General features: G+C 61.8%; 17 protein-coding genes. 8 read left to right on the forward strand and 9 right to left on the reverse strand.

What is annotated here, in order from left to right; genetic code table 11:
• Positions 1-94: 94 nt before the first annotated feature.
• On the reverse strand, positions 95-1,093 hold the full coding sequence (locus EDE05_RS23020; RefSeq protein ID WP_132413209.1) for a bile acid:sodium symporter family protein: 999 nt from the start codon (positions 1,091-1,093) through the stop codon (positions 95-97).
• An 87-nt stretch (positions 1,094-1,180) separates the two neighbouring features.
• Here EDE05_RS23020 and EDE05_RS23025 point away from each other — a divergent pair, with 87 nt between their 5' ends.
• Positions 1,181-2,038, forward strand: coding sequence for a LysR family transcriptional regulator (locus EDE05_RS23025; protein WP_105374544.1), 858 nt, complete (start codon positions 1,181-1,183; stop codon positions 2,036-2,038).
• Positions 2,039-2,051: 13 nt separating this feature from the next.
• Here the strand turns inward: EDE05_RS23025 and EDE05_RS23030 are convergent, their stop codons facing one another.
• Positions 2,052-3,101 carry a low specificity L-threonine aldolase gene (locus EDE05_RS23030; protein WP_105374543.1) on the reverse strand — a complete coding sequence of 350 codons (1,050 nt, stop codon included), beginning with the start codon at positions 3,099-3,101 and terminating at the stop codon, positions 2,052-2,054.
• A 469-nt stretch (positions 3,102-3,570) separates the two neighbouring features.
• Between EDE05_RS23030 and gltB the strand changes: the two genes are divergently transcribed.
• Genes gltB through EDE05_RS23040 form a run of 3 tightly spaced genes read left to right on the forward strand, consistent with a single transcriptional unit; the run spans position 3,571 to position 9,923 of the window.
• Positions 3,571-8,292 (forward strand): glutamate synthase large subunit, encoded by a 4,722-nt coding sequence (gene gltB, locus EDE05_RS23035; RefSeq protein ID WP_105374542.1) that lies wholly within the window; start codon positions 3,571-3,573, stop codon positions 8,290-8,292.
• Positions 8,289-8,456 carry a hypothetical protein gene (locus EDE05_RS26965; protein WP_157949107.1) on the forward strand — a complete coding sequence of 56 codons (168 nt, stop codon included), beginning with the start codon at positions 8,289-8,291 and terminating at the stop codon, positions 8,454-8,456. Before gltB ends, EDE05_RS26965 begins: the two co-directional genes overlap by 4 nt.
• 12 nt (positions 8,457-8,468) lie before the next feature.
• On the forward strand, positions 8,469-9,923 hold the full coding sequence (locus EDE05_RS23040) for a glutamate synthase subunit beta (RefSeq protein WP_105374541.1): 1,455 nt from the start codon (positions 8,469-8,471) through the stop codon (positions 9,921-9,923).
• A gap of 160 nt (positions 9,924-10,083) precedes the next feature.
• Here EDE05_RS23040 and EDE05_RS23045 read toward each other — a convergent pair whose 3' ends face one another.
• Both EDE05_RS23045 and EDE05_RS23050 read right to left on the reverse strand, forming a co-directional pair.
• Entirely contained in the window at positions 10,084-11,328 is a 1,245-nt protein-coding gene (locus EDE05_RS23045; protein WP_245423007.1) for a DUF459 domain-containing protein, read from the reverse strand.
• Positions 11,329-11,394: 66 nt separating this feature from the next.
• On the reverse strand, positions 11,395-12,612 hold the full coding sequence (locus EDE05_RS23050; protein ID WP_105374539.1) for a lytic murein transglycosylase: 1,218 nt from the start codon (positions 12,610-12,612) through the stop codon (positions 11,395-11,397).
• Between the two features lie 198 nt (positions 12,613-12,810).
• On the opposite strand from EDE05_RS23050, the gene galU reads away from it, so the two are divergent.
• Entirely contained in the window at positions 12,811-13,698 is an 888-nt protein-coding gene (gene galU, locus EDE05_RS23055; protein WP_105374538.1) for a UTP--glucose-1-phosphate uridylyltransferase GalU, read from the forward strand.
• A 65-nt stretch (positions 13,699-13,763) separates the two neighbouring features.
• Here galU and EDE05_RS23060 read toward each other — a convergent pair whose 3' ends face one another.
• Positions 13,764-14,222 carry a hypothetical protein gene (locus EDE05_RS23060; protein ID WP_105374537.1) on the reverse strand — a complete coding sequence of 153 codons (459 nt, stop codon included), beginning with the start codon at positions 14,220-14,222 and terminating at the stop codon, positions 13,764-13,766.
• A 127-nt stretch (positions 14,223-14,349) separates the two neighbouring features.
• Entirely contained in the window at positions 14,350-15,870 is a 1,521-nt protein-coding gene (locus EDE05_RS23065; RefSeq protein WP_105374536.1) for an outer membrane beta-barrel protein, read from the reverse strand.
• Positions 15,871-16,014: 144 nt separating this feature from the next.
• Between EDE05_RS23065 and EDE05_RS23070 the strand changes: the two genes are divergently transcribed.
• Positions 16,015-17,010, forward strand: coding sequence for a KpsF/GutQ family sugar-phosphate isomerase (locus tag EDE05_RS23070; RefSeq protein ID WP_105374535.1), 996 nt, complete (start codon positions 16,015-16,017; stop codon positions 17,008-17,010).
• A gap of 39 nt (positions 17,011-17,049) precedes the next feature.
• On the opposite strand, the gene EDE05_RS23075 is transcribed toward EDE05_RS23070, so the two are convergent.
• Both EDE05_RS23075 and EDE05_RS23080 read right to left on the reverse strand, forming a co-directional pair.
• Positions 17,050-17,508: an NfeD family protein gene (locus EDE05_RS23075; RefSeq protein WP_105374534.1), complete on the reverse strand. Its 459-nt coding sequence runs from the start codon at positions 17,506-17,508 to the stop codon at positions 17,050-17,052.
• 4 nt (positions 17,509-17,512) lie between these two features.
• On the reverse strand, positions 17,513-18,550 hold the full coding sequence (locus EDE05_RS23080) for an SPFH domain-containing protein (RefSeq protein ID WP_105374533.1): 1,038 nt from the start codon (positions 18,548-18,550) through the stop codon (positions 17,513-17,515).
• Positions 18,551-18,699: 149 nt separating this feature from the next.
• Between EDE05_RS23080 and queC the strand changes: the two genes are divergently transcribed.
• Positions 18,700-19,410 (forward strand): 7-cyano-7-deazaguanine synthase QueC, encoded by a 711-nt coding sequence (gene queC / locus EDE05_RS23085; protein ID WP_105374532.1) that lies wholly within the window; start codon positions 18,700-18,702, stop codon positions 19,408-19,410.
• 102 nt (positions 19,411-19,512) lie between these two features.
• Complete coding sequence (locus EDE05_RS23090; RefSeq protein ID WP_105374531.1) at positions 19,513-20,277, forward strand: MBL fold metallo-hydrolase; 765 nt, start codon at positions 19,513-19,515, stop codon at positions 20,275-20,277.
• A gap of 38 nt (positions 20,278-20,315) precedes the next feature.
• On the opposite strand, the gene hemH is transcribed toward EDE05_RS23090, so the two are convergent.
• On the reverse strand, positions 20,316-21,350 hold the full coding sequence (hemH, locus tag EDE05_RS23095; protein WP_105374530.1) for a ferrochelatase: 1,035 nt from the start codon (positions 21,348-21,350) through the stop codon (positions 20,316-20,318).
• Between the last annotated feature and the right edge of the window lie 64 nt (positions 21,351-21,414).

Below are 21,414 nucleotides of genomic sequence, written 5' to 3' on the forward strand. Positions count from 1 at the left end.
CGCTTAGCCTCAATCTCTCAAACCGCCCGGTGCGGACCCGCATGCCGGGTGGTGTGGCAGGGGTGCGATTGATTAAATCGCCCCCTATGCCGATTCAGGCTGCCGCTGCTGCGGTTACTTCTTCTTCTCTCTTCAGCCGGCCAGCATATTTCTGGGCGATGACGGCGCAGACCATCAGCTGGATCTGGTGGAAGAGCATCAGCGGCAAGACGATTGCGCCGATCGAAGAGGATTGGCTGGCGAAGATGGCGTTGGCCATAGGCACGCCGCTTGCCAGCGACTTCTTCGACCCGCAAAAGGTAATGGTAATCTCGTCCTCTTTCGAGAAACCGAGCGCCCGGCTGCCGAACATGGTGAGGCAGAGGACGATCGCGAGCAGTGCTACGTCGAGGAGGATGACGACGCCGATATCCGCTGCGGAGAAGGTATGCCAGAGACCTTCAACCACCGCTTCCGAGAAGGCGAGATAGACGACCATCAGGATCGAGCCGCGATCGACGGGCGCAAGTATCTTCTTTTTCGAGCGGATCCAGCCGCCGATCCAGGGCTGCAGGACCTGCCCAGCCACGAAAGGCGCGAGGAGCTGCAGCAGGATCTTTTCCAGCGCATCCATGGAGAAGCCGGCCTCGCCGGTGGTCGACAGCAGGATGCCCGCGAGCAGAGGCGTCAGGAACATGCCGAGAATATTGGAGCCGGAGGCCGCGCAGACCGCTGCCGGCACGTTGCCGCCCGCCATGGAGGTAAACGCGATCGAGGATTGGACGGTGGACGGCAGAACGCAGAGAAAGAGGATGCCCATGTAGAGCGGCGAGGGGAGGATGCTCTCCGGAATGAAGCCGATTGCCAATCCCAGCAGCGGGAAGATCGCGAATGTCGTCACGAGGATAGTCAGATGCAGGCGCCAGTGCAGGACACCGGCCACCACGACATCCCGCGACAACCGCGCGCCATGCAGAAAGAAAAGGAGGCCGATGGCGATATCGGTCGCGGTGCCGAACCAGTCCGCCGCCTCTCCCTGGATAGGGAGGACCGAAGCAAGGATGACGGTGCAGACGAGGAGGACCGTAAAGCGGTCCGGCAGAAAACGGGTCATGAGGCAGCATTCCTTGAGTGGACTTTGCAAATCGCTCATCATGAAGCACGATGCAAACACTAACAGTTATCACGAAGTGCGATTTAGATGCTCAACCTCCATCACCTCAACAGCTTCGTCATGCTGCAGCAGACCGGGAGCTTCACCGAGGCGGCGATCCGGCTGGGGATCGGGCAATCGACAGTGACGCAGCATATCCAGCGGCTTGAAAAATCGCTCGGGCGGCAGCTGGTTTTTCGCGACACGCATCAAGTGAGGCTGACGGCGGAGGGCGAGGCACTGCTCGGTTATGCCCGCGGCATGCTCGACCTCAATGGGCAGGTCGCATCGCTTTTCGGCGAAAGCCGGTTGCGGGGGCGGCTGAGGCTCGGGGTGTCGGAGGATGTGGTCGCAAACAGGCTCACCTCCATTCTGGAGGATTTCATCCGCCTCTATCCACTGGTCGACCTGGAACTGACGGTGGCGCTTTCGGCCGTGCTCTATCAGATGCAGGATGCCGGCGACCTCGACCTCGTGCTCGCCAAGCGGCATATCGGCGAAACGCATGGGCGGCTTCTCTATCGCGAGCCGCTCGTCTGGCTGGCGCGCGATCCCGAGCATGTGCTGTCGCGGGGAGACGCGCTGCCGCTGATCGCCTTTCCGCCGCCTTCCATCACCAGACGGGTGGCGCAGGAGGCTCTCGACCGGGAGAAGATGGCGTGGCGGATCGTCTGTACCTGCGGAAGTCTCAGCGGGCTGACGGCGGCGGCCCGGGCAGGCATGGGCGTTCTGGTGCAGCCGCGCAGCATGGCGCCTGCGGGCCTCAAGGAAGTGCCTGCCGACCGCCTGCCGGTCCTGGAGGACGTGGAGTTCGTTCTGGTTCCGCGGCGCGGCGCCGATGCCGCACTCACGGAAGCGCTGTCGGATCTCATTGCGGCGCGGATCGCGCCACAGGGGCAACCGTAGAGGGAGATCGGGATCAGCCCCGGCAGATTGACAGGAACTGGTCGATATCTTCCTCGGTGGTGGCGAAGGAGGTGACGAGGCGGATCAGCATTTCGCCCTCCCTGACTGGTTCCGGCATGTTCTTCGGTTCCGGCCAGTCGTAGAATTTTGCGCCTCTGGCCTGCGCCGCTTCGGCGGAAGCCTTGTTGAGCACGGCAAAGACCTCATTCGATGTGGTTTCCCAGGCAAGCCTGGTGCTGTTCAACGAACGGATGCCGGCGCGCAGCCGATCGGCCGTGGCATTGGCGTGGCTTGCCATGTTGAGCCAGAGATCATCCTGCAGATAGGCTTCGAACTGTGCCGAGATGAAGCGGGTCTTGGAGAAGAGTTGGGCGGCGCGCTTGCGGATGAAGGCGAAATCCTTCGCGAGATCAGGATTGAAGAAGATGATCGCTTCAGCGCACCAGCAGCCGTTCTTGGTGCCGCCGAAGGAGAGGAGGTCGACACCGCGCTTCCACGTCATTTCCGCCGGCGTTGCATCCAACGCAACAAGGGCGTTAGCAAAACGCGCGCCATCCATATGGACCGGCAGGCCGTTCGCCTTGGCGACGGCGGTGATGGCGTCGATCTCGCCCAGAGAATAAACGGTGCCGCTTTCGGTGGCCTGGGTAAGGGTGACGGCAGCGGCACGGCCGTGATGAACGGAGTCCTGCGGGAAGCCAGCAATGCGGGCCGCGAGCTTTTCAGGGTCGATCTTGCCGTTTTCGCCTTCGACCGGAACCATGCGCATGCCGCTGAAGAAATCCGGCGCGCCGCATTCGTCCTCGATCACATGCGCTTCCGAATGGGAAAAGACAACGCCCCCGACGCGGGCGATGCTGGCGAGCGCAAGGGAATTTGCCGCCGTGCCGGTCGAGACGAAATAAACGGAGACGTCCCTCTCGAAGATTTCGTTGAACCGGGCTTCCACGGCCTTGTCCAGATCGCTGGTGCCATAGGCCGCGGCAAAGCGTGTCGATTCCTTCGACAGGCGTTCATTGATGGCGGGATGGGCGCCGGCCCAGTTGTCGGAAGAAAAAAACATGGAGGAACCTTGAATGGTCTTTGAAAGGCGAGTGGAGCTTAAGCGTTTTGGTCCGGTAATCAACGGCCAAAGGCAAGGTCACACAGTGGACCTATGCGGAGGGCAATGAAATGAATCCTTCTTGTTATTCGGCGTAATTAAATTTCGTCGAATACGCGTTATCCCGCAATGTAGTGTCGTTTACGCCGCAGATTTTCCAGACCGGCTCTTGTTAAGAACTCATATCTATGGCATAGAAACTGAAAATTAGGACAGAATGACTGACCTAATTTGCGGAAATTGACGGGCCTTCTGCCCCTCTTTTCCGCTGACGGGGACGCCGATCCGGGTTATGCTGCGGTTGCTAAGGCTGCAGCGGACGCTGGAGCGGCGCCATCGCATGAGTAGGGATGGCGGAAGCCCTGTCATCCAGACGAGACAATAAAGAGCCACTTTGCCCGCCGGTCGGCGGCCAACAGGAGGAATGACGATGACGAAGATGATCTCCGAGATATCAGGCGCCGAGCCCCAAGTCTCTGCCGAGACGAAAGCTCGCGCTCCGTTCGTCGCCTCCGGGATTCCGGCTGCCCAGGGGCTTTACGATCCGCGCAACGAGCACGATGCCTGCGGCGTCGGCTTCATCGCCCATATGAAGGGCAAGAAGTCGCACCAGATCGTCAAGGACGGTTTGTTCATCCTTGAGAACCTGACGCATCGCGGAGCCGTCGGCGCCGATCCGCTGATGGGTGACGGCGCGGGCATTCTCGTGCAGATTCCCGACCGCTTCTTCCGCGAGGAGATGGCGAAGCAGGGCGTCACCCTGCCGAAGGCCGGCGAATATGCGGTCGGCCATTTCTTCCTGCCGCGCAATGGCGAGCAGATCGAGCATTTCAAGAAGGTGATCGTCGAAACCATTGCGGAAGAAGGTCAGCAGTTCCTCGGCTTCCGCGAGGTGCCGGTCGACAATTCCTCGCTGTCAAAGGCGCCCGATATCGCCGCGACCGAACCCTATCATCTGCAGGTCTTCATCGGCGCCGGTCGGGATGCCGCGACGAACGCCGAATTCGAGCGCCAGCTCTTCCTCGTCCGCAAGGTCATCTCCAACCGCATCTACGACCAGTTCGGCGGCCAGGAGACCGGCTTCTATCCGGTCTCGCTGTCGTCCTCGACCATTGTCTACAAGGGCATGTTCCTGGCCTATCAGGTCGGCGCTTACTACAAGGACCTGTCGGATCCGCGGTTCGAGACGGCGGTGGCGCTCGTGCACCAGCGTTTCTCGACCAATACCTTCCCCTCCTGGAAGCTGGCGCATCCCTACCGCATGGTCGCCCATAACGGCGAAATCAACACGCTGCGGGGCAACGTCAACTGGATGGCGGCGCGTCAGGCATCTGTCTCCTCGCCGCTTTTCGGCGACGACATTTCAAAGCTCTGGCCGATCTCCTACGAGGGCCAGTCTGACACGGCCTGCTTCGACAACGCGCTCGAGTTCCTGACGCGTGGCGGCTATTCGCTGGCGCACGCGATGATGATGCTGATCCCGGAAGCCTGGGCCGGCAATCAGTCCATGTCGAAGGAGCGCAAGGCGTTCTATGAATATCATGCGGCCCTGATGGAGCCGTGGGACGGCCCTGCTGCCGTCTGTTTCACCGATGGCAAGCAGATCGGCGCGACGCTCGACCGCAACGGCCTGCGCCCGGCTCGTTACATGGTGACCGACGACGATCGCATCATTCTCGCCTCCGAAGCCGGCACGCTGCCGGTGCCGGAGGAAAGCATCGTCAAGAAGTGGCGTCTGCAGCCCGGCAAGATGCTGCTGATTGATATGGAGAAGGGCCAGATCATCTCCGACGACGAGCTGAAGCGGGAGCTTGCCACCAAGCACCCGTACAGCAAGTGGCTCGATCGCACCCAGCTCATCCTTGAAGACCTGAAGCCGGTGGAACCGCGGGCGCTGCGCCGCGATGTGTCGCTGCTCGACCGCCAGCAGGCCTTCGGCTACACCTCCGAGGACACCAAGATCCTGATGTCGCCGATGGCGACGACCGGCCAGGAAGCCGTGGGCTCGATGGGCACCGATACGCCGATCTCTGCCATGTCGGCGAAGTCGAAGCTGCTCTATACCTATTTCAAGCAGAACTTCGCGCAGGTCACCAACCCGCCGATCGACCCGATCCGCGAAGAACTCGTCATGAGCCTCGTGTCGTTTATCGGCCCGCGTCCGAACATTCTCGATCACGAGGGCGCGGCGAATGCCAAGCGCCTCGAAGTTCGCCAGCCGATCCTGACCAATGGCGACCTAGAAAAGATCCGCTCGATCGGCCACACGGAAGACCGGTTCGACACCAAGACGCTCGATTTCACCTATGACATCGAGCGCGGCGCCGAAGGCATGCCGGAAATGCTCGACCGGCTCTGCGAGCGCGCGGAAGCGGCGGTCAAGGGCGGCTACAACATCATCGTGCTTTCCGACCGCCAGATCGGCCCGGACCGCATCGCGATCCCGGCGCTTCTGGCGACGGCGGCCGTGCACCATCACCTGATCCGCAAAGGGCTGCGCACGTCTGTCGGCCTCGTGGTCGAAACCGGCGAGCCGCGCGAGATCCATCATTTCTGCTGTCTGGCCGGATACGGCGCGGAGGCGATCAACCCCTACCTCGCCTTCGACACGCTGACCGACATGCATATGCGCGGCGAATTCCCGAAGGAAGTGGATGCGAGCGAAATCGTCTATCGCTACATCAAGGCCGTGGGCAAGGGCATTCTCAAGGTCATGTCCAAGATGGGCATTTCGACCTACCAGTCCTATTGCGGCGCGCAGATTTTCGACGCCGTCGGCCTGTCGTCGGAACTGGTCGAGAAGTATTTCTTCGGCACTGCCACGACGATCGAAGGCATCGGCCTTGCCGAGATCGCGGAAGAAACCGTCGCACGCCATCATGCGGCTTTCGGCAAGGATCCGGTTCTTGCCTCGACGCTGGATATCGGCGGCGAATATGCCTATCGCATGCGCGGCGAGAGCCATGCCTGGACGCCTGATGCGATTGCCTCCCTGCAGCACGCGGTGCGCGGCAACAGCCAGGACCGCTACCGCGAATTTGCGGAGATGGTGAACGAGACCTCGTCCCGGATGAACACCATCCGCGGCCTGTTCAAGATCAAGACCGCTGACACGATCGGCCGCAAGCCGGTGTCGGTGGACGAGGTCGAGCCGGCCGTCGATATCGTCAAGCGCTTCTCGACGGGCGCCATGTCCTTCGGCTCCATCAGCCGCGAGGCGCATACGACGCTCGCCATCGCCATGAACCGGATCGGCGGGAAGTCGAACACCGGCGAGGGCGGCGAGGAAAGCGACCGCTACATGCCGTTGCCGGACGGTAGCCAGAATCCTGAGCGCTCGGCCATCAAGCAGATCGCTTCCGGCCGCTTCGGCGTGACTACCGAGTACCTGGTCAATGCCGATATGCTGCAAATCAAGGTGGCGCAGGGTGCAAAGCCCGGCGAAGGCGGCCAGCTGCCCGGCCACAAGGTTGACGCGACTGTCGCCAAGACCCGTCATTCGACGCCGGGCGTCGGCCTCATTTCGCCGCCGCCGCACCATGACATCTATTCGATCGAAGACCTGGCGCAGCTGATCTTCGACCTGAAGAACGTCAACCCGACTTCGGACATTTCCGTGAAGCTCGTCTCGGAAGTGGGCGTCGGCACGGTTGCGGCAGGTGTCGCCAAGGCGCGCGCCGACCATATCACGGTTGCGGGCTTCGACGGCGGCACGGGCGCTTCTCCGCTCACCTCGCTGAAGCACGCCGGCAGCCCCTGGGAAATCGGTCTTGCCGAAACCCAGCAGACGCTGGTGCTGAACGGACTTCGCTCGCGCATCGCGCTGCAGGTCGACGGCGGTCTGAAGACTGGCCGCGACGTGATCATCGGGGCGCTGCTCGGGGCCGACGAGTTCGGCTTCGCCACCGCACCACTGATCGCAGCCGGCTGCATCATGATGCGCAAGTGCCACCTGAACACCTGTCCGGTGGGCGTCGCGACGCAGGACCCGGTTCTGCGCAAGCGCTTCAAGGGCACGCCGGAGCACGTCATCAACTACTTCTTCTTCGTCGCCGAAGAAGTGCGCGAAATCCTTGCTTCGCTCGGCTTCACCAGGCTCGACGACATCATCGGCATGTCCGAGCTTCTGGAGAAGGACGAGATGATCGCCCACTGGAAGTCGAAGGGCCTCGATTTCTCGAAGATCTTCCACAAGGTGGAGGCTCCGAAGCAGGCGACCTACTGGACCGAGCGGCAGAAGCATCCGATCGACGACATTCTCGATCGCAAGCTGATCGAGAAGTCGCAGGCGGCACTCGACAGCAAGGAGCCAGTGGTCTTCGACGTGTCGATCAAGAACGTCGATCGCTCCGCCGGTGCGATGCTGTCGGGCGCGCTTGCCAAGCGCTGGGGGCACAAGGGGCTCAAGGACGACACGATCCATGTGACCTTGACGGGTACCGCGGGACAGTCGTTTGGCGCATTCCTCGCCCGTGGCATCACCTTCGATCTGGTGGGCGACGGCAACGACTATGTCGGCAAGGGGCTTTCGGGCGGCCGGATCATCGTGCGTCCGCCGGAAAACTCCAAGCTCGTGGCGGAGAACTCGATCATCGTGGGCAACACGGTGCTCTACGGCGCAATCAGCGGCGAATGCTACTTCCGCGGCGTCGCGGGCGAGCGCTTTGCCGTGCGCAACTCCGGAGCGATCGCCGTCGTCGAGGGCGTTGGCGACCACGGCTGCGAATACATGACCGGCGGCATCGTCGTCGTGCTCGGCGAGACGGGGCGCAACTTTGCGGCCGGCATGTCCGGCGGCGTGGCTTATGTGCTCGACGAAACGGGCGATTTCGCCAAGCGCTGCAACATGGCGATGGTCGAACTCGAGCCGGTTCCGGAAGAGGACGACATGCTGGAGAAGCTGCACCATCACGGCGGCGACCTCATGCATAAGGGACGTGTCGACGTTTCCGAGGACATGACGCGCCACGACGAGGAGCGCCTCTACCAGCTCATCTCCAACCACCTGCACTACACGGGCTCGACCCGCGCCAAGGAGATCCTTGATCGCTGGACCGAATACCGGCCGAAATTCCGCAAGGTCATGCCGGTCGAATACCGCCGTGCATTGGTCGAGATGGAGCGGATGCGGATGGGGATCGCGGCGGAGTGATCCGTTTTGCAGTCGTTCACCGGCTGATTTCGCTGATCGTTGCCATCGCCGTTCCGGCGGCGGCATTCATGGAGAGCGGCAACGTCGCATTGGAATTCATCGTGCTGGGGGCGGTTCTAGGCTTCGCTTACTGGTATTGGGGTCCTACGGGCACCCTGCTTTGAAAAGGGTAAAACATGGGCAAGGTAACGGGTTTCCTGGAAATCGACCGGCAGGTGGCGAAGTATCAGCCGGCGTCCGACCGCATCCGCCATTTCCGCGAGTTCACCATTCCGATGTCGGATGCGGAAGTCACCAAGCAGGCCGCGCGCTGCATGGACTGTGGCATTCCCTATTGCCATGGGCCGACCGGCTGTCCGGTTCACAACCAGATCCCGGACTGGAACGACCTCGTCTACAACAACAAGTGGGAAGAGGCGATCCGCAACCTCCATTCCACCAACAATTTCCCGGAATTCACCGGCCGCGTCTGCCCGGCGCCGTGCGAGGAAGCTTGCACGCTGAACCTTGAGGACGCGCCGGTCGCAATCAAGACCGTCGAACAGGCGCTTGCCGACAAGGCTTACGAACTCGGCTACATCGCACCGCAGCCGGCGACGGTCCATACGGGCAAGAAGGTGGCGATCATCGGCTCCGGTCCCGCCGGCATGGCAGCTGCCCAGCAGCTCGGTCGCGCCGGTCACGAAGTGCATGTCTACGAGCGCGAGTCGAAGCCCGGCGGCCTCCTGCGCTACGGCATCCCCGACTTCAAGATGGAGAAGAACTTCATCGACCGTCGTGTCGAGCAGATGAAGGGCGAAGGGGTGACCTTCCATACCGGCGTCAATATCGGCGTCGACCTGGCCGTCGAAAAGCTGATGGCGGAGCACGATGCCGTGCTCTATTGCGGCGGTTCGGAAACGCCGCGCCCGGCCGGCATTCCCGGCGCCGACCTGCATGGTGTCTACGATGCCATGCCCTATCTCGTGCAGCAGAACCGCCGCATCGGCCGTGAAAACATCGAGAGCGTCGCCTGGCCGTCCGATCCGATCCTCGCCGGCGCCAAGCATGTGGTCGTCGTCGGCGGTGGCGACACGGCGTCGGACTGCGTCGGCACGGCCTTCCGCCAGGGCGCCGTCAAGGTGACCCAGCTCGACATCCGCCCGCAGCCGCCGGAAAAGGAAGACAAGCTCGCCGTCTGGCCTTTCTGGGCGACGAAGATGCGCACGTCTTCTTCGCAGGCGGAGGGGGCGGTTCGTGAATTCCAAGTGGCGACGCTTGAATTCATCGGTGAGGACGGGCAGCTCACGGGCGTACGCTGCTGCGAAGTCGACGAACGCCGCAAGCCGATCGCCGGTACCGATTTCATCATCAAGGCGGACCTTGCCTTCATCGCAATCGGCTTCTCCGGCCCGCTCGCCGACGGCGTTCTTGCCGAACTCGACGGCAAGCTGACGCTGAATGTCGACCGCCGCGGCTCGACAAACGTCGTCGCCAACGATCGCGACTACAAGACCTCGGTCGACAAGTTCTGGACAGCAGGGGACGTGCGCCGCGGCCAGTCTCTGGTGGTCTGGGCGATCCGTGAAGGCCGCCAGGCGGCGCGGGCGATCGACGAGGCCCTGATGGGGAGCTCGGTCCTGCCGCGGTAAGCGGGGTCTCTTTGCAAGGCCGACGAATAATGTGAGGCATGCGGCATGCTCCCAATGATCTCCCCTCAAGGGGGAGATCGGAGTGCCGCGCCGTTTTCATCTCATCTCCAGCATCGCGCAGAGCGAGCCTCTTCGCTTGCGGCGAGGTTGGCGCTTATCGCTAACGTGTCGCCGCACCCGCGGCCGGAATCCGATAATCGTCTATCCTGCCCGCCGGCGGCGGGGCAAGTTCGCCTCGTTTGACCAGCTTGTCGCGCGGGGTTTCCACCATGACGGTCGGTAAGGGACCGGCGCCAAGCAGGTCCTTGCCGCCGTCGAGTTCAGGATCCGACAGGCTGATCGGATGTACCGGCACGGCCTGGCCCGGTGCGGCCGGAAGCGTGACGAGCGGCGGCAGATTGGTGCCGTCGAGCTTGACGAGATCGGGACTTGCCATCTCGCCCAGGTATCGGCGAACGAATTTTTCGACATAGAAGGCAAGCTTCTGCTTGCCGGCCTTGGTGAAGGTGATGCCGTCGGAACCGCGCAAGCGCACCTGCTGGCCGTTGACGTCCGAGCCGGTGATGACGAACTTCCCGTCTTCATCGACGAAGCCATCCCAGATATCGACGAATTCCCCGCCTGCCTTTTCCACCTGGTTGCGGTAGATGGCGTTCAGCGTCACCGCATCCGATGTCATCGACGGAGACTGGAAGGAAGGCAGCCCGACCCACAAGAGGGGGACTTTGCGGGCGGCGACAATGCCGGCAAGTCCGGCGACGCGCGCCTCGTATTCCTTGAACCAGGCGTCGGTGCGGAATTTTTCCTTTCCGCTGCCGATCGACATCTGCTGGCGGTCGTTGGCGCCGAGCATGACCACCACGACCGTCGGCTTCAGCTCGTCCAGCATGACGGGAAGCTGCCCCGGCCAGTCGAAATGGTCCTGGCGTACGAGACCCGAAGAACCGTCGCTGCGCTCGCTGATCACGACGCCCGGAGACATTGCAAAAGTGTTCTCGAGCTCGCTGCCCACGCCACCCGCCATGAAGTCGCCGACCACGAGGACCTGTTTGGCGTTTTCAAGCTTGGCTACCGGTTCCGGCGCAGGCGGCGTAATCGCTTGCTGCTGCGGGCGCGGCGGCGCCGCGCGGCCGGCAGTGCCTCGATTGCGCGGCCGCGGCCGCATTTCGATGACCGAGCCATCCCGTTGATAGCGTCGGCGCGGGCGAGGTTCGTAGGGTTCGTAACGCTCATAACGCTCGTAGCGGGGGCCGCCGAACAGCATGTCGAAGATATTCCGGCGAGGGGCCGGTTCCTGAGCCGTGGCCGTCCGTAGCTGGACCGGCAGCGCGATCACCAACGCCAGCAGAAACAGGAAGGCTCGAAGCCATGTCCTGTTTTGCCGGGATTCCTGCAAAGTCTTCACGCCTCTACCGCGCCTCATACGCTCTGGCATTCTCATCCGAAGGATGTGGGGCAAAACGCCGCCCTGTCAACGCAAAGCTTCGAGAAGCTGTCGTGACGGTTCGCCGTTCGGCTGCATGCCGAGACGCTTCTGAATGACGGAAATGGCAGCTTTCGAACCGGAGCCGAAATTGCCGTCGACTTCGCCCTCGTAATAGCCGAGTTCCTTCATGCGCGACTGGAGTTCGAATTTCTGCTTGATGTCGAGCGTGCCGTTCGGCCGCGGCCAGCTCTGCTGCACGCCGCCATGGCCGGCCAGTTCGTCGGCAAGCAGCCCAACTGCGAGCGCGTAGCTGTCGGCGGCGTTGTAGCGCTTCACCACGAAGAAATTCTTCAGCATCAGGAAGGCAGGGCCGTTCGCGCCTGCCATCAGCTTCAACGTCGCGCGATCGGTGCCGCGCGGAAAATTCTTGCCGTTCGGGCGCGCAAAGCCGAGCTTTGCCCATTCGGCGAGTGTCTTGGTCTGGCCCTCCAGACGGGCACCGTTGGCCGGAAGCACCGCCTCGTAACCCCAGGTCTTGCCGTTCTGCCAGCCGTTCTTGGCCAATAGATTGGCGGAGGTGGCCAGCGCATCGGGCACCGAATGCCAGATATCGCGCTTGCCGTTGCCGTCGGCATCGACTGCATAGAGCAGGTAGCTCGTCGGAATGAACTGGGTATGCCCCATGGCGCCGGCCCAGGATCCGGTCAGCTGTTTGGGCGCAACGTCGCCGGACTGCAGGATCTTCAGCGCCGCGATAAGCTGGGTGCGGGCAAATTTGGAGCGGTTGGGATCGCCCCAGGCGAGAGTTGCGAGCGCCTGCGGCACGTGATGCAGCCGATCCGGCTTTTCCAGGACCGCGCCGTAATTGGACTCCATGGACCAGATGGCGAGCAGGATGTGCTTGTCGACGCCGAAATGCCGCTCCAGAGCGTTCAGGGTGGAGCCGTATTTCGCCGCCATCTCGCGGCCGATGCGCACAGTGTACGGGTTTACACGGGAATCCAGATATTCCCAGATCACCGACTTGAATTCCGGCTGGTAGGCCGCCTTCTCGAGCACATCCCGGTCCGGCTCGGTAATGCCGGCAAAGGCCTTTTCATAGGTGGAACGGCTAATGCCGCTCTTGGCGGCGGTCTCGTAGAATTTTACGATCCAAGTCTTGAAAGCGGTGTCAGCCCGCGCATCTATCGGCATGCCTGCGGCAGCAAGACCGAGCAGCGGGATAAAAAATCCGCGCAGGAGGTTGGTGCGAAACGTTTTCATCGGCAGTCGAGTCCATTCTTCTAACCAAGCCTGACGGCGAGAGTGGCAAGCGGCTTAACGATGTAATAACAGAATAGGGTCAACAAATTCTTTACCATAGAAATCCGGCCAGCGGCAGTCTTTGCGAAACGGTAGTAATTCGCCGCTAGAGGCCGAGGGTCGCAGAATTCGCACAATGAAGTGCTTCAGGAGGCATGAGTGGCACAACAACAGAAGATCCGTAAGGCAGTCTTTCCGGTAGCAGGGCTTGGTACGCGCTTCCTGCCTGCGACCAAGGCAGTGCCGAAGGAAATGCTGACGGTGGTCGACAAGCCGGTCATCCAGTATGTCGTGGATGAGGCGGCGGAAGCAGGAATCGAGCATTTCGTCTTCGTGACAGGTCGCGGCAAGGGCGTGATCGAAGACTATTTCGACATCCAGTACGAACTGGAGCAGATGCTGCGCGAGCGCAACAAAAATGCGGAACTGACGCTGCTTGCCGGACTTCTGCCGAAAGCAGGCACCGCGAGCTTCACGCGCCAGCAGGTGCCGCTCGGACTCGGCCACGCAGTCTGGTGTGCCCGCGACATCGTCGGCAACGAACCCTTCGCCGTGCTTTTGCCCGACATGATCATGTCGGCCGAGAAGGGCTGCTTGAAGGGCATGGTCGATCTTTATGCCCAGACCGGCGGCAATGTGCTGGCCGTTCAGGAATGCGATCCGGAACAGGCGCATAAATACGGCATAGTCGGCGTCGGCGACGCCGTGGGCGAAGGCTTCAAGATCACCCAGATGGTCGAAAAGCCCGCCAAGGGGACCGCGCCGTCCAACCTCTACATCAACGGCCGCTACATCTTGCAGCCGGAAATCTTCAAGATCCTGGAAACGCAGGAGCGGGGTGCCGGCAACGAAATCCAGCTCACCGACGGCATGCTGGCGCTTGCCAAATCCCAGGAGTTTGCCGCCTATCCCTTCAAGGGCGACACGTTCGACTGCGGCGCCAAGGACGGCTTCATCCTGGCGAACCTTGCATTTGCGCTGCAGCGCGCCGACATCCGCCCGGCGATCGAGGGGCCGATGAAAGCGCTGCTCGCCTCGCTGAAATAGGAAAGGCTGCCGATCGACTTAACGGCCCTAAGAACCCCTGATGGGCAGATCATCAGGGGTGCTTTTCATCTTTTGTTCTCTACGATCCAGACAATCGCCGGAATACAGGCCAATACGATCGGCAAATATGGCAGGAAGACAAAAGGTTTCCTCAAGAGAGACCAAAGCACTGCGGATTTGCCGTACCAGCGGCCATATTCCTCCATCCACGCCCTTCTTATCTGATAAGGCCTGAGCGCTCCGTCTTCGATCTCTCCCCGGAAATAGCTCTCCAGAAGATCTATTCTATGGATGTAGCTGTATTGGAAGGATTTCCATATCCCTTCAAGGAACCAAAGGCACAGGGCGACCAGAGCTGTCGCCAACACCAGCCCGAGAGAGCCCTCCTTCAGCGCGATCCCCAGACCGCCCGCCAGAAGGGGTGCTGACCATGACTTGATCGTCAGTGCCCGGGTGTCGAACGTCTCGTACTGGTTTTGCAGCATGGTATATTCTGCAGCTAACTGATCTCGGAGTTCCGCCATAGTTCTTTGCTCGCTATAGGTGTATGGCGAATTCATCACACCCATCGGCGAAATGCAACAGAAAATTGCATGTATCCCTGCGCTCTTACATCTTGGGAATGTGCCACTGGTATTGGGTGGCTGCGACCTATCGCTTAACAGTGAGGCCGACGCCGGCGCGGACGATGCGATTGTCGGAGCTGCCGCCCTCGGCGCGTTCGTATTCCACGTCGCCAGTGAGATCGAGATAGCGGTTGATTGCCCAGCTGAGGCCGGCGCCTGCCACCCAGACGGTTTCGTCGCTCTGGCCGCTCGGAAAGTCTCGCAGCGTCGTGCTGCCGGTGAGGCGGGCCACCACATTGTCGCGCAGCTCATGGGCGACTGCAGCAGTCAGCTGATATTCGACCCAGCCGCTCTGGCCGGGTGCAGTCGAATCCTGAACCGTGGTGCGCAGGCCGAGATCGACATCAGTGCCGCGCTGCGGCGACCATATGGCGTTGCCGTTGAAGGTGATGGCATCGACCGACTTGAGGCGGCTGTCCTCGTAGTCGACAAGTTCGTAGCCGGCGCCGATTTCGCCCCGCAGCTTCTCGCCGAGATCGAATTCCACGCCGGTGCGCGCCGCATAGCTCTGCGAGGAGCGGGCATAACCTGAACTGTCTCGCTTCAGGTCGTAGAATGTGTGGCCCGTCGCTACTTCCACGAAGGGAATGAGCGCGGGCGAAAGCTCGTAGCCGAGCCGCAGCCTTCCGTCGATGCCGGTGCGGTTGCGGTCCTTCATGCTGATGGCCGTGCCGTCGGAGAGTTCGGCATCTGTGTAGATGGCACGGGAGAGGTCAACCGCTGCCGTGCCGCGGATCTTGCCGAAGTCGCGCTCGACGGACAGTCCGCCGTTCAGTTCATGGACGCCCGGCTGCGTCGCTGCGCCGCCGACGGCATTCGGATCGTAGTCGTCTTCCCGGCTGAAGCGATAGCCGCCGGTGATATGGGCTACCGTATCGTCCGCCAGATCGAGCCTGAGGTCCGCGTCGACCTGGGCCTCCGGCTGAACGTCGTCCTGGCCGCCATGAACGTTGCGTTCGAATATGCCTTCGCCGGTGACGGTCAGCGAATGGCGCGACCAGTCGGAGGACAGGGTGCCGCGGATCGCGGTGGAGAGATAGTCGCGGCGGGTGCTGGCGCCGTTCGATCGGGTCCGCTCGGTCTCTATGCTGTTGTTCACCGACGGGCGAAGAAGAAAACTCCCCAGCCGTATGCCGGTCGGGTCACCCGGTTCGCGCGGCTGCTCCTGGGCTTCGAGCGGTTCGGCGCCCGGATCAAGAGGCTGCTCGTAGGGTTGGTTCAGGTCCTCCTCGTAACGGGGCTCTTCATCCGGCCGGCCGGTGTTTGCCGGCAGCGAGCCGGTCGCCATGTTCGGATCCGCCTGGTCGGTGGCGGAAGCCGGATCGGAAGCATTGGCGCGCTGCTGTGCCGACGTTCCGGTTGCGGGGTGGGCCGCCGTGGCAGAGGACGCGGTGTTTGTCAGCGACGGCAGGGAGCCGTTGCGCGGCGGAAAAGGGCTGGCCGTCTGGGCGATGGCAGGCGAAGCAAGCGCCGAACAGGCCAGCAGCAGGCCGACCGCCGCGCGGCGCCGGTCACGCGTCCTGCCTGTCTTCGTGGTGATGGTCATGGGCCTGCCTGGGCGATCGAATGCTTACCCAAACGTAAAGCCATGTGGTTAATGTTTGGTTGCGGCAACGTGTCCGCCAGCGTACTTGGCCGCGGGATGCCGAACCTGATGGACTTGGCAGGCGAAAGGCGCTAAGGCTTCGCCATGATCAAGAGAGCTTTGCAACTGGTCGAAAACGACGTCGTAGATTCCGCATTGAGGACAATTTCCTTCGGGAAACAGGGGCTTAATGCGCTTGAGATCGCCCTGCAGAACGGCCTCGGCGACAGTTTCCGGAAAGCGGTGGAACTGATCGGCGAGATCGACGGCCGAGTGGTCGTGACTGGTGTCGGCAAGAGCGGACATATCGGCCGCAAGATTGCAGCCAGCCTCGCCTCCACCGGCACGCCCTCTTTTTTTGTACATCCGGTTGAAGCCAACCACGGCGATCTCGGGATGATCGCGCCCGGCGACGTGGTGCTCGCGCTGTCCTGGGGTGGCGAAACGGCTGAACTTCAGGGCATCGTTTCCTTTACCCGCCGCTTTTCCATCCCGCTGATCGCCTTGACCTCAGGCGCAATCTCGACGCTCGCTCGCGAAGCCGACATCGTTCTGCTGCTGCCGCGGGAACAGGAAGCCTGTCCGCATGGCCTGGCTCCCACCACGTCGACGCTGATGCAGCTTGCCATGGGCGACGCGTTGGCGGTGGCACTCCTGGAAGCGAGGGGCTTTTCCGCCACCGATTTCCGCGTCTACCATCCGGGCGGCAAGCTCGGAGCGATGCTGTCGCATGTCAGCGACCTCATGCATACCGGAGACCGTCTTCCGTTGGTCAAGAAGGGCGTTTCCATGCCCGAAGCGATCCAGGAACTGTCACGCAAGCGCTTCGGCTGCGTCGGCGTCGTCGATGAAAATGGATGCCTTTGTGGCGTCGTGACGGATGGCGATATCGCCAGACACCTGCATCTCAATCTCGGCGAGACGCTCGTCGACGACGTAATGACCGAAAATCCGAAGACGGTCGGCAGAGAGACGCTTGCCACGGCCGCCATGGCGATCCTCAACAAGCACAGTATCGGTGCGCTGCTCGTGGTCGATGACGAGCGCCGGCCGGTTGGTATTGTGCATTTCCACGATCTGTTGCGCGTCGGCGTCGCTTGACGCCGGGTTCGGCTCCCAGCGATTCTCGGGCGAGATGAACTACGCTACTTCGACCGTGAGGTCGCGTCCACTTGCCGCCACCACTTTCACCTGCGTGCCGGCGGGCAGATCAGGACCCATGACCGACCACCATGTATCGTCGAGCCGGATGCGGCCGCGGCCCTCAGTAATTGGCTCATGAAGGGTCGCCGTGCGCCCGACCAGGCTTTCGCCGCGGCGGTTGAGCATGGGTTCGTCACTCGTCTGGCTGCGCTTGGCATAGAATCGGCGGCCGGCAAGGGCGAAGGAGATCGACAGCAGCGCGAAGAGGACGAGCTGGAGCTGCCAGGTCCAGAAGCCGGAATCCCATAACAGCAGCGACAGCGTGCCGATGACGATGGCGGCGGCCCCGATCCAGATCAGGAATACGCCGGGAGCCGCAAGCTCTGCCGCCAGCAGAACGAGGCCGAGAATCCACCAGCTCCAGAGGCCGAGACCCTTTACCAGTTCTTGAAGCATGTCGTCAGGTCTCAGAAGGTGTCGAGGGCTGGGCGAAAGGGTTGGCGGGCGATGTCGTCAATTTAGGCCCTGTCGGCGTACGAGGAGGCGCGGGCGCGCGCGGCGGCGCCTGCGGCGCTGGTCCGTCACCGAAGACTTCCCGGGCGATGGCGCCGATGCCGCCGAGCGAACCGATCAGCGACGAGGCCTCCATCGGCATCAGCACGATCTTCGAGTTGGGGGCCTTGCCGATTTCAGCCAGGGCCTCTGTGTATTTCTGGGCGACGAAATAATTGATGGCCTGGACGTCACCAGCGGCGATCGCCTGAGAGACGGACTGGGTCGCCTTGGCTTCCGCTTCGGCAAGACGTTCGCGTGCCTCCGCTTCCCGGAAGGCCGCCTCGCGCTCGCCTTCCGCCTTTAGCACCGCCGCCTGCTTGGCGCCTTCCGCACGCAGGATCTGGGCGTTGCGCGAGCCTTCCGCCTCGAGGATCTGAGCCCGCTTTTCGCGTTCCGCCTTCATCTGGCGGGCCATGGATTCGACCAGGTCGGCCGGCGGCTGGATATCCTTGATCTCGACGCGGGTGACCTTGATGCCCCAGGGGCCGACCGCCTCGTCCACCACCCTCAGAAGCCGCTCGTTGATCACTTCGCGGTTGGAGAGCAGCTCGTCCAGATCCATCGAACCCATGACCGAGCGGATATTGGTCATCGTGAGATTCTGGATAGCGTTTTTGAGATCGGAGATCTGGTAGGCGGCCTGGGCCGGATTGAGGACCTGGTAAAAGGCGACGGCGTCTGCGGAGACGCTGGCATTGTCACGGGTGATGACTTCCTGCGTCGGAATATCCAGCACCTGCTCCATGACGTTCATGCGGGCGCCGATGCGATCTATGAACGGCGTAATCAGGTTGAGGCCCGGCTCCAGCGTGCGGGTATAACGGCCGAAACGCTCGACGGTATAGCGATAGCCCTGCGGCACGGTCTTGATCCCGGCAAAAAGGATCAGAATGATCAGCAATACGAAGCCGATCACCACAATATCGAACCCACCCAGCTCCATTTGACCCTCTTGTGCTTTCCCAGTCCGCCTGTTCGGACGCTGCCGATCCTATTCAACAGCTCACCTATTCACAAGCGGCGGCGATGGTTCTAGAACGCGCTCTGAAAATTCCGGTCGCAGCCTACCCGGTCAAAACAAGGACACCATAGATGAAGGTTATTGTCGTCTGCTCAGGCGGACTGGATTCCGTTTCTCTCGCCCACAGGATGGCGGCGGAGGAGCAGTTGTTGGGATTGATCTCCTTCGACTACGGCCAGCGCCACCGCAAGGAGCTCGACTTCGCAGCCGCCTGCGCCACGCGGCTCGGGGTCTTTCACGAGATCATCGACATGCGCGGGATCGGTGGCCGGCTTACCGGTTCGGCCTTGACCGATGACTTGGATGTGCCGGACGGGCATTATGCGGAAGAGACGATGCGGATTACCGTCGTGCCGAACCGCAATGCCATCATGCTGGCGGTCGCCTTCGGGGTTGCTGCGGCAAGACAGGCGGAGGCGGTGGCGATTGCGGTGCATGGGGGCGATCATTTCATCTATCCGGATTGCCGGCCGGGCTTCATCGATGCCTTTCAGGCGATGCAGGACCATGCGCTCGACGGTTACGCCTCGGTCAAGCTGCTTGCGCCTTATGTCCATGGCTCGAAGGCGGATATCGTCGCCGACGGCGCGCGACACGACACGCCGTTTGCCGAAACCTGGTCCTGCTATAAGGGCGGCGCGCGCCATTGCGGCCGCTGCGGCACCTGCGTCGAGCGGCGCGAGGCCTTTCACCTGGCCGGCATCACGGATCCCACCGAATACGAGGATCCGGATTTCTGGAGGGCAGCGACGGAAGGGTTCAGGGCGGAGGAAACCAGCTGAATGCCGGAAGTTATGGAAAGGCAGGGCCCTCCCATCTAAAACCGTCATTGGATCATCAGCGCCGATCGGTCTAGGTCTCGATGTCCTGCAGGAGGTGCCTCGATGAAGCTTCAATTGATCCGCAATGCGACGCTCAAGCTTACTTATGCGGATCGCACCATTCTGATCGATCCATATTTCGCGCCCCGGCACAGCCTGCCGTCCTATACCGGCAAGTCTCCCAACCCACTGACGGACTTGCCGCTTTCCACGGAGGAGATTTTGCACGGCGTCGAACTGGTGATCGTCTCGCATCTCCATTCTGACCACTTCGATTCGGTGGCCAAGCATCTTGTCCCGAAACACCTGCCGCTGATCTGTCGGCCGGGGGATGAGGCAGCGATCTCCGGCGAAGGTTTCGTCGATGTGACGCCGCTCAAGAATGAGATCGTCTGGCAAGGCATCACGATCACGCGCTGCGAGGGCAGCCACGGGCTTGGTCCGGTTCTGGAAAAGATGGGGTCGGTGATGGGACTGACGCTTGCCGCGCCCGGTGAGCCGGTAATTTATTGGGCGGGCGATACAGTCCTTTATCCACCGGTGCTGGAGACGGTGGAGCGTGTCGCGCCCGATGTCATCGTCAGCCATTCGTGCGGCGCTCGCTGGGACGGCGACCTTATCGTCATGGATGCGGCGGAAACCGTGGCGCTCTGCCAGTCGGCGCCGGAGGCGACCGTGATCGCCGTGCATATGGAGGCGCTCGATCACGCCACCGTTTCGCGCGCAAATCTGCGCCAGGCGGCTGATACGGCGGGAATCGGCCCGTCGCGCCTGCTGATCCCGGCCGACGGCGATATGATCGAGCTGCCGGTTCGCTGGAAGCGCTGACCCGGGACGGTATCAGGAGGATGGGATGCGGAGCCGGGTTACACCCAGCCCTGCAGTTCGCGGCGCACCACTTTTTCGAGCACCGTCATGCCGCCTTCGCTGTCGTTCAAACAGGGGATATGCACGAATTTTTCGCCCCCGTGATGATGGAAGATCTCGCCCGCTTCGCCGGCGATTTCTTCGAGCGTTTCGAGGCAATCGGATACGAAGCCGGGATTCATGACGGCGATGCGCTTGACGCCTTCTTCCGCCAGCTTCTCGACCGTCTTGTCCGTATAGGGCTGCAGCCATTCCTCCGGCCCAAAGCGGGACTGGAAGGTGATCATGAAATTCTTGTCGGTGAGCCCCAGCGCTTCCTTCAGCAGCCGCGCGGTCTTCTGGCAGTGACAGTAATAAGGATCGCCCGCCTTGAAATAGGATTGCGGGATGCCGTGGAACGAGGCGATCAGCATTTCCGGTTCCCAGTCGAGGGTCGCATAGGTCTGCCGAACGGAGTTCGCCAGCGCTTCGATATAGGCCGGATCGTCGTGATAGGGCGGGACGGTACGCACGGCCGGCTGCCAGCGCAGCTTCATCAGATGTTCGAAGGCCTTATCGTTGACTGTTGCGGTCGTGGAGGCTGCGTATTGCGGATAGAGCGGAAAAAGAACGATCTTTTCGCAGCCCTTTTCTTTCAAGGCATCAATACGCTCGGCAATTGAAGGTTTGCCGTAGCGCATGGCCCAATCCACCACGACATCAGGCAGATCCTTGAGCCGTTCGGCCATCAGCTCACCCTGGTTGCGGGTGTAGGTGCGCAGATAGCTCTCGTTCAGATCCTTGTTCCAGATTTCCTCATAGGCCTTGCCGACCTTCTGAGGCCGCTTGTTGAGCACGATGCCGTAGAGGATCGGGTACCAGTAGAGCCGTGACCATTCGATGACGCGCCGGTCGGAGAGGAATTCGGCGAGATAGCGCCGCATCGACCAGTAGTCCGTGCCGTCAGGCGTGCCGAGATTGACAAGCAGCACGCCGACCTTACCGAAACTCACTTTGGGATGATCAGGAGGCATGTGGGCGTATGATGATGACATGCGGATACTCTTGTTCCAATGGCTAGGCGCCGGTGAATTGCACGTTATCTAGAAACAAATGCCG

This window comes from Neorhizobium sp. R1-B, assembly GCF_004368875.1.
Taxonomy (GTDB): Bacteria; Pseudomonadota; Alphaproteobacteria; order Rhizobiales; family Rhizobiaceae; genus Neorhizobium; species Neorhizobium huautlense.

Coding starts and splice junctions, on each gene's coding strand:
- EDE05_RS23070 (WP_105374535.1), top strand. CDS start 16,015: ATGATCAAGAGAGCTTTGCAACTGGTCGAAAACGACGTCGTAGATTCC.
- queC (WP_105374532.1), top strand. CDS start 18,700: ATGAAGGTTATTGTCGTCTGCTCAGGCGGACTGGATTCCGTTTCTCTC.
- gltB (WP_105374542.1), top strand. CDS start 3,571: ATGACGAAGATGATCTCCGAGATATCAGGCGCCGAGCCCCAAGTCTCT.
- EDE05_RS23030 (WP_105374543.1), bottom strand. CDS start 3,101: ATGTTTTTTTCTTCCGACAACTGGGCCGGCGCCCATCCCGCCATCAAT.
- EDE05_RS23065 (WP_105374536.1), bottom strand. CDS start 15,870: ATGACCATCACCACGAAGACAGGCAGGACGCGTGACCGGCGCCGCGCG.
- EDE05_RS23090 (WP_105374531.1), top strand. CDS start 19,513: ATGAAGCTTCAATTGATCCGCAATGCGACGCTCAAGCTTACTTATGCG.
- EDE05_RS23075 (WP_105374534.1), bottom strand. CDS start 17,508: ATGCTTCAAGAACTGGTAAAGGGTCTCGGCCTCTGGAGCTGGTGGATT.
- EDE05_RS23060 (WP_105374537.1), bottom strand. CDS start 14,222: ATGGCGGAACTCCGAGATCAGTTAGCTGCAGAATATACCATGCTGCAA.
- EDE05_RS23050 (WP_105374539.1), bottom strand. CDS start 12,612: ATGAAAACGTTTCGCACCAACCTCCTGCGCGGATTTTTTATCCCGCTG.
- EDE05_RS23020 (WP_132413209.1), bottom strand. CDS start 1,093: ATGACCCGTTTTCTGCCGGACCGCTTTACGGTCCTCCTCGTCTGCACC.
- EDE05_RS23080 (WP_105374533.1), bottom strand. CDS start 18,550: ATGGAGCTGGGTGGGTTCGATATTGTGGTGATCGGCTTCGTATTGCTG.
- EDE05_RS23025 (WP_105374544.1), top strand. CDS start 1,181: ATGCTCAACCTCCATCACCTCAACAGCTTCGTCATGCTGCAGCAGACC.
- hemH (WP_105374530.1), bottom strand. CDS start 21,350: ATGTCATCATCATACGCCCACATGCCTCCTGATCATCCCAAAGTGAGT.
- EDE05_RS23040 (WP_105374541.1), top strand. CDS start 8,469: ATGGGCAAGGTAACGGGTTTCCTGGAAATCGACCGGCAGGTGGCGAAG.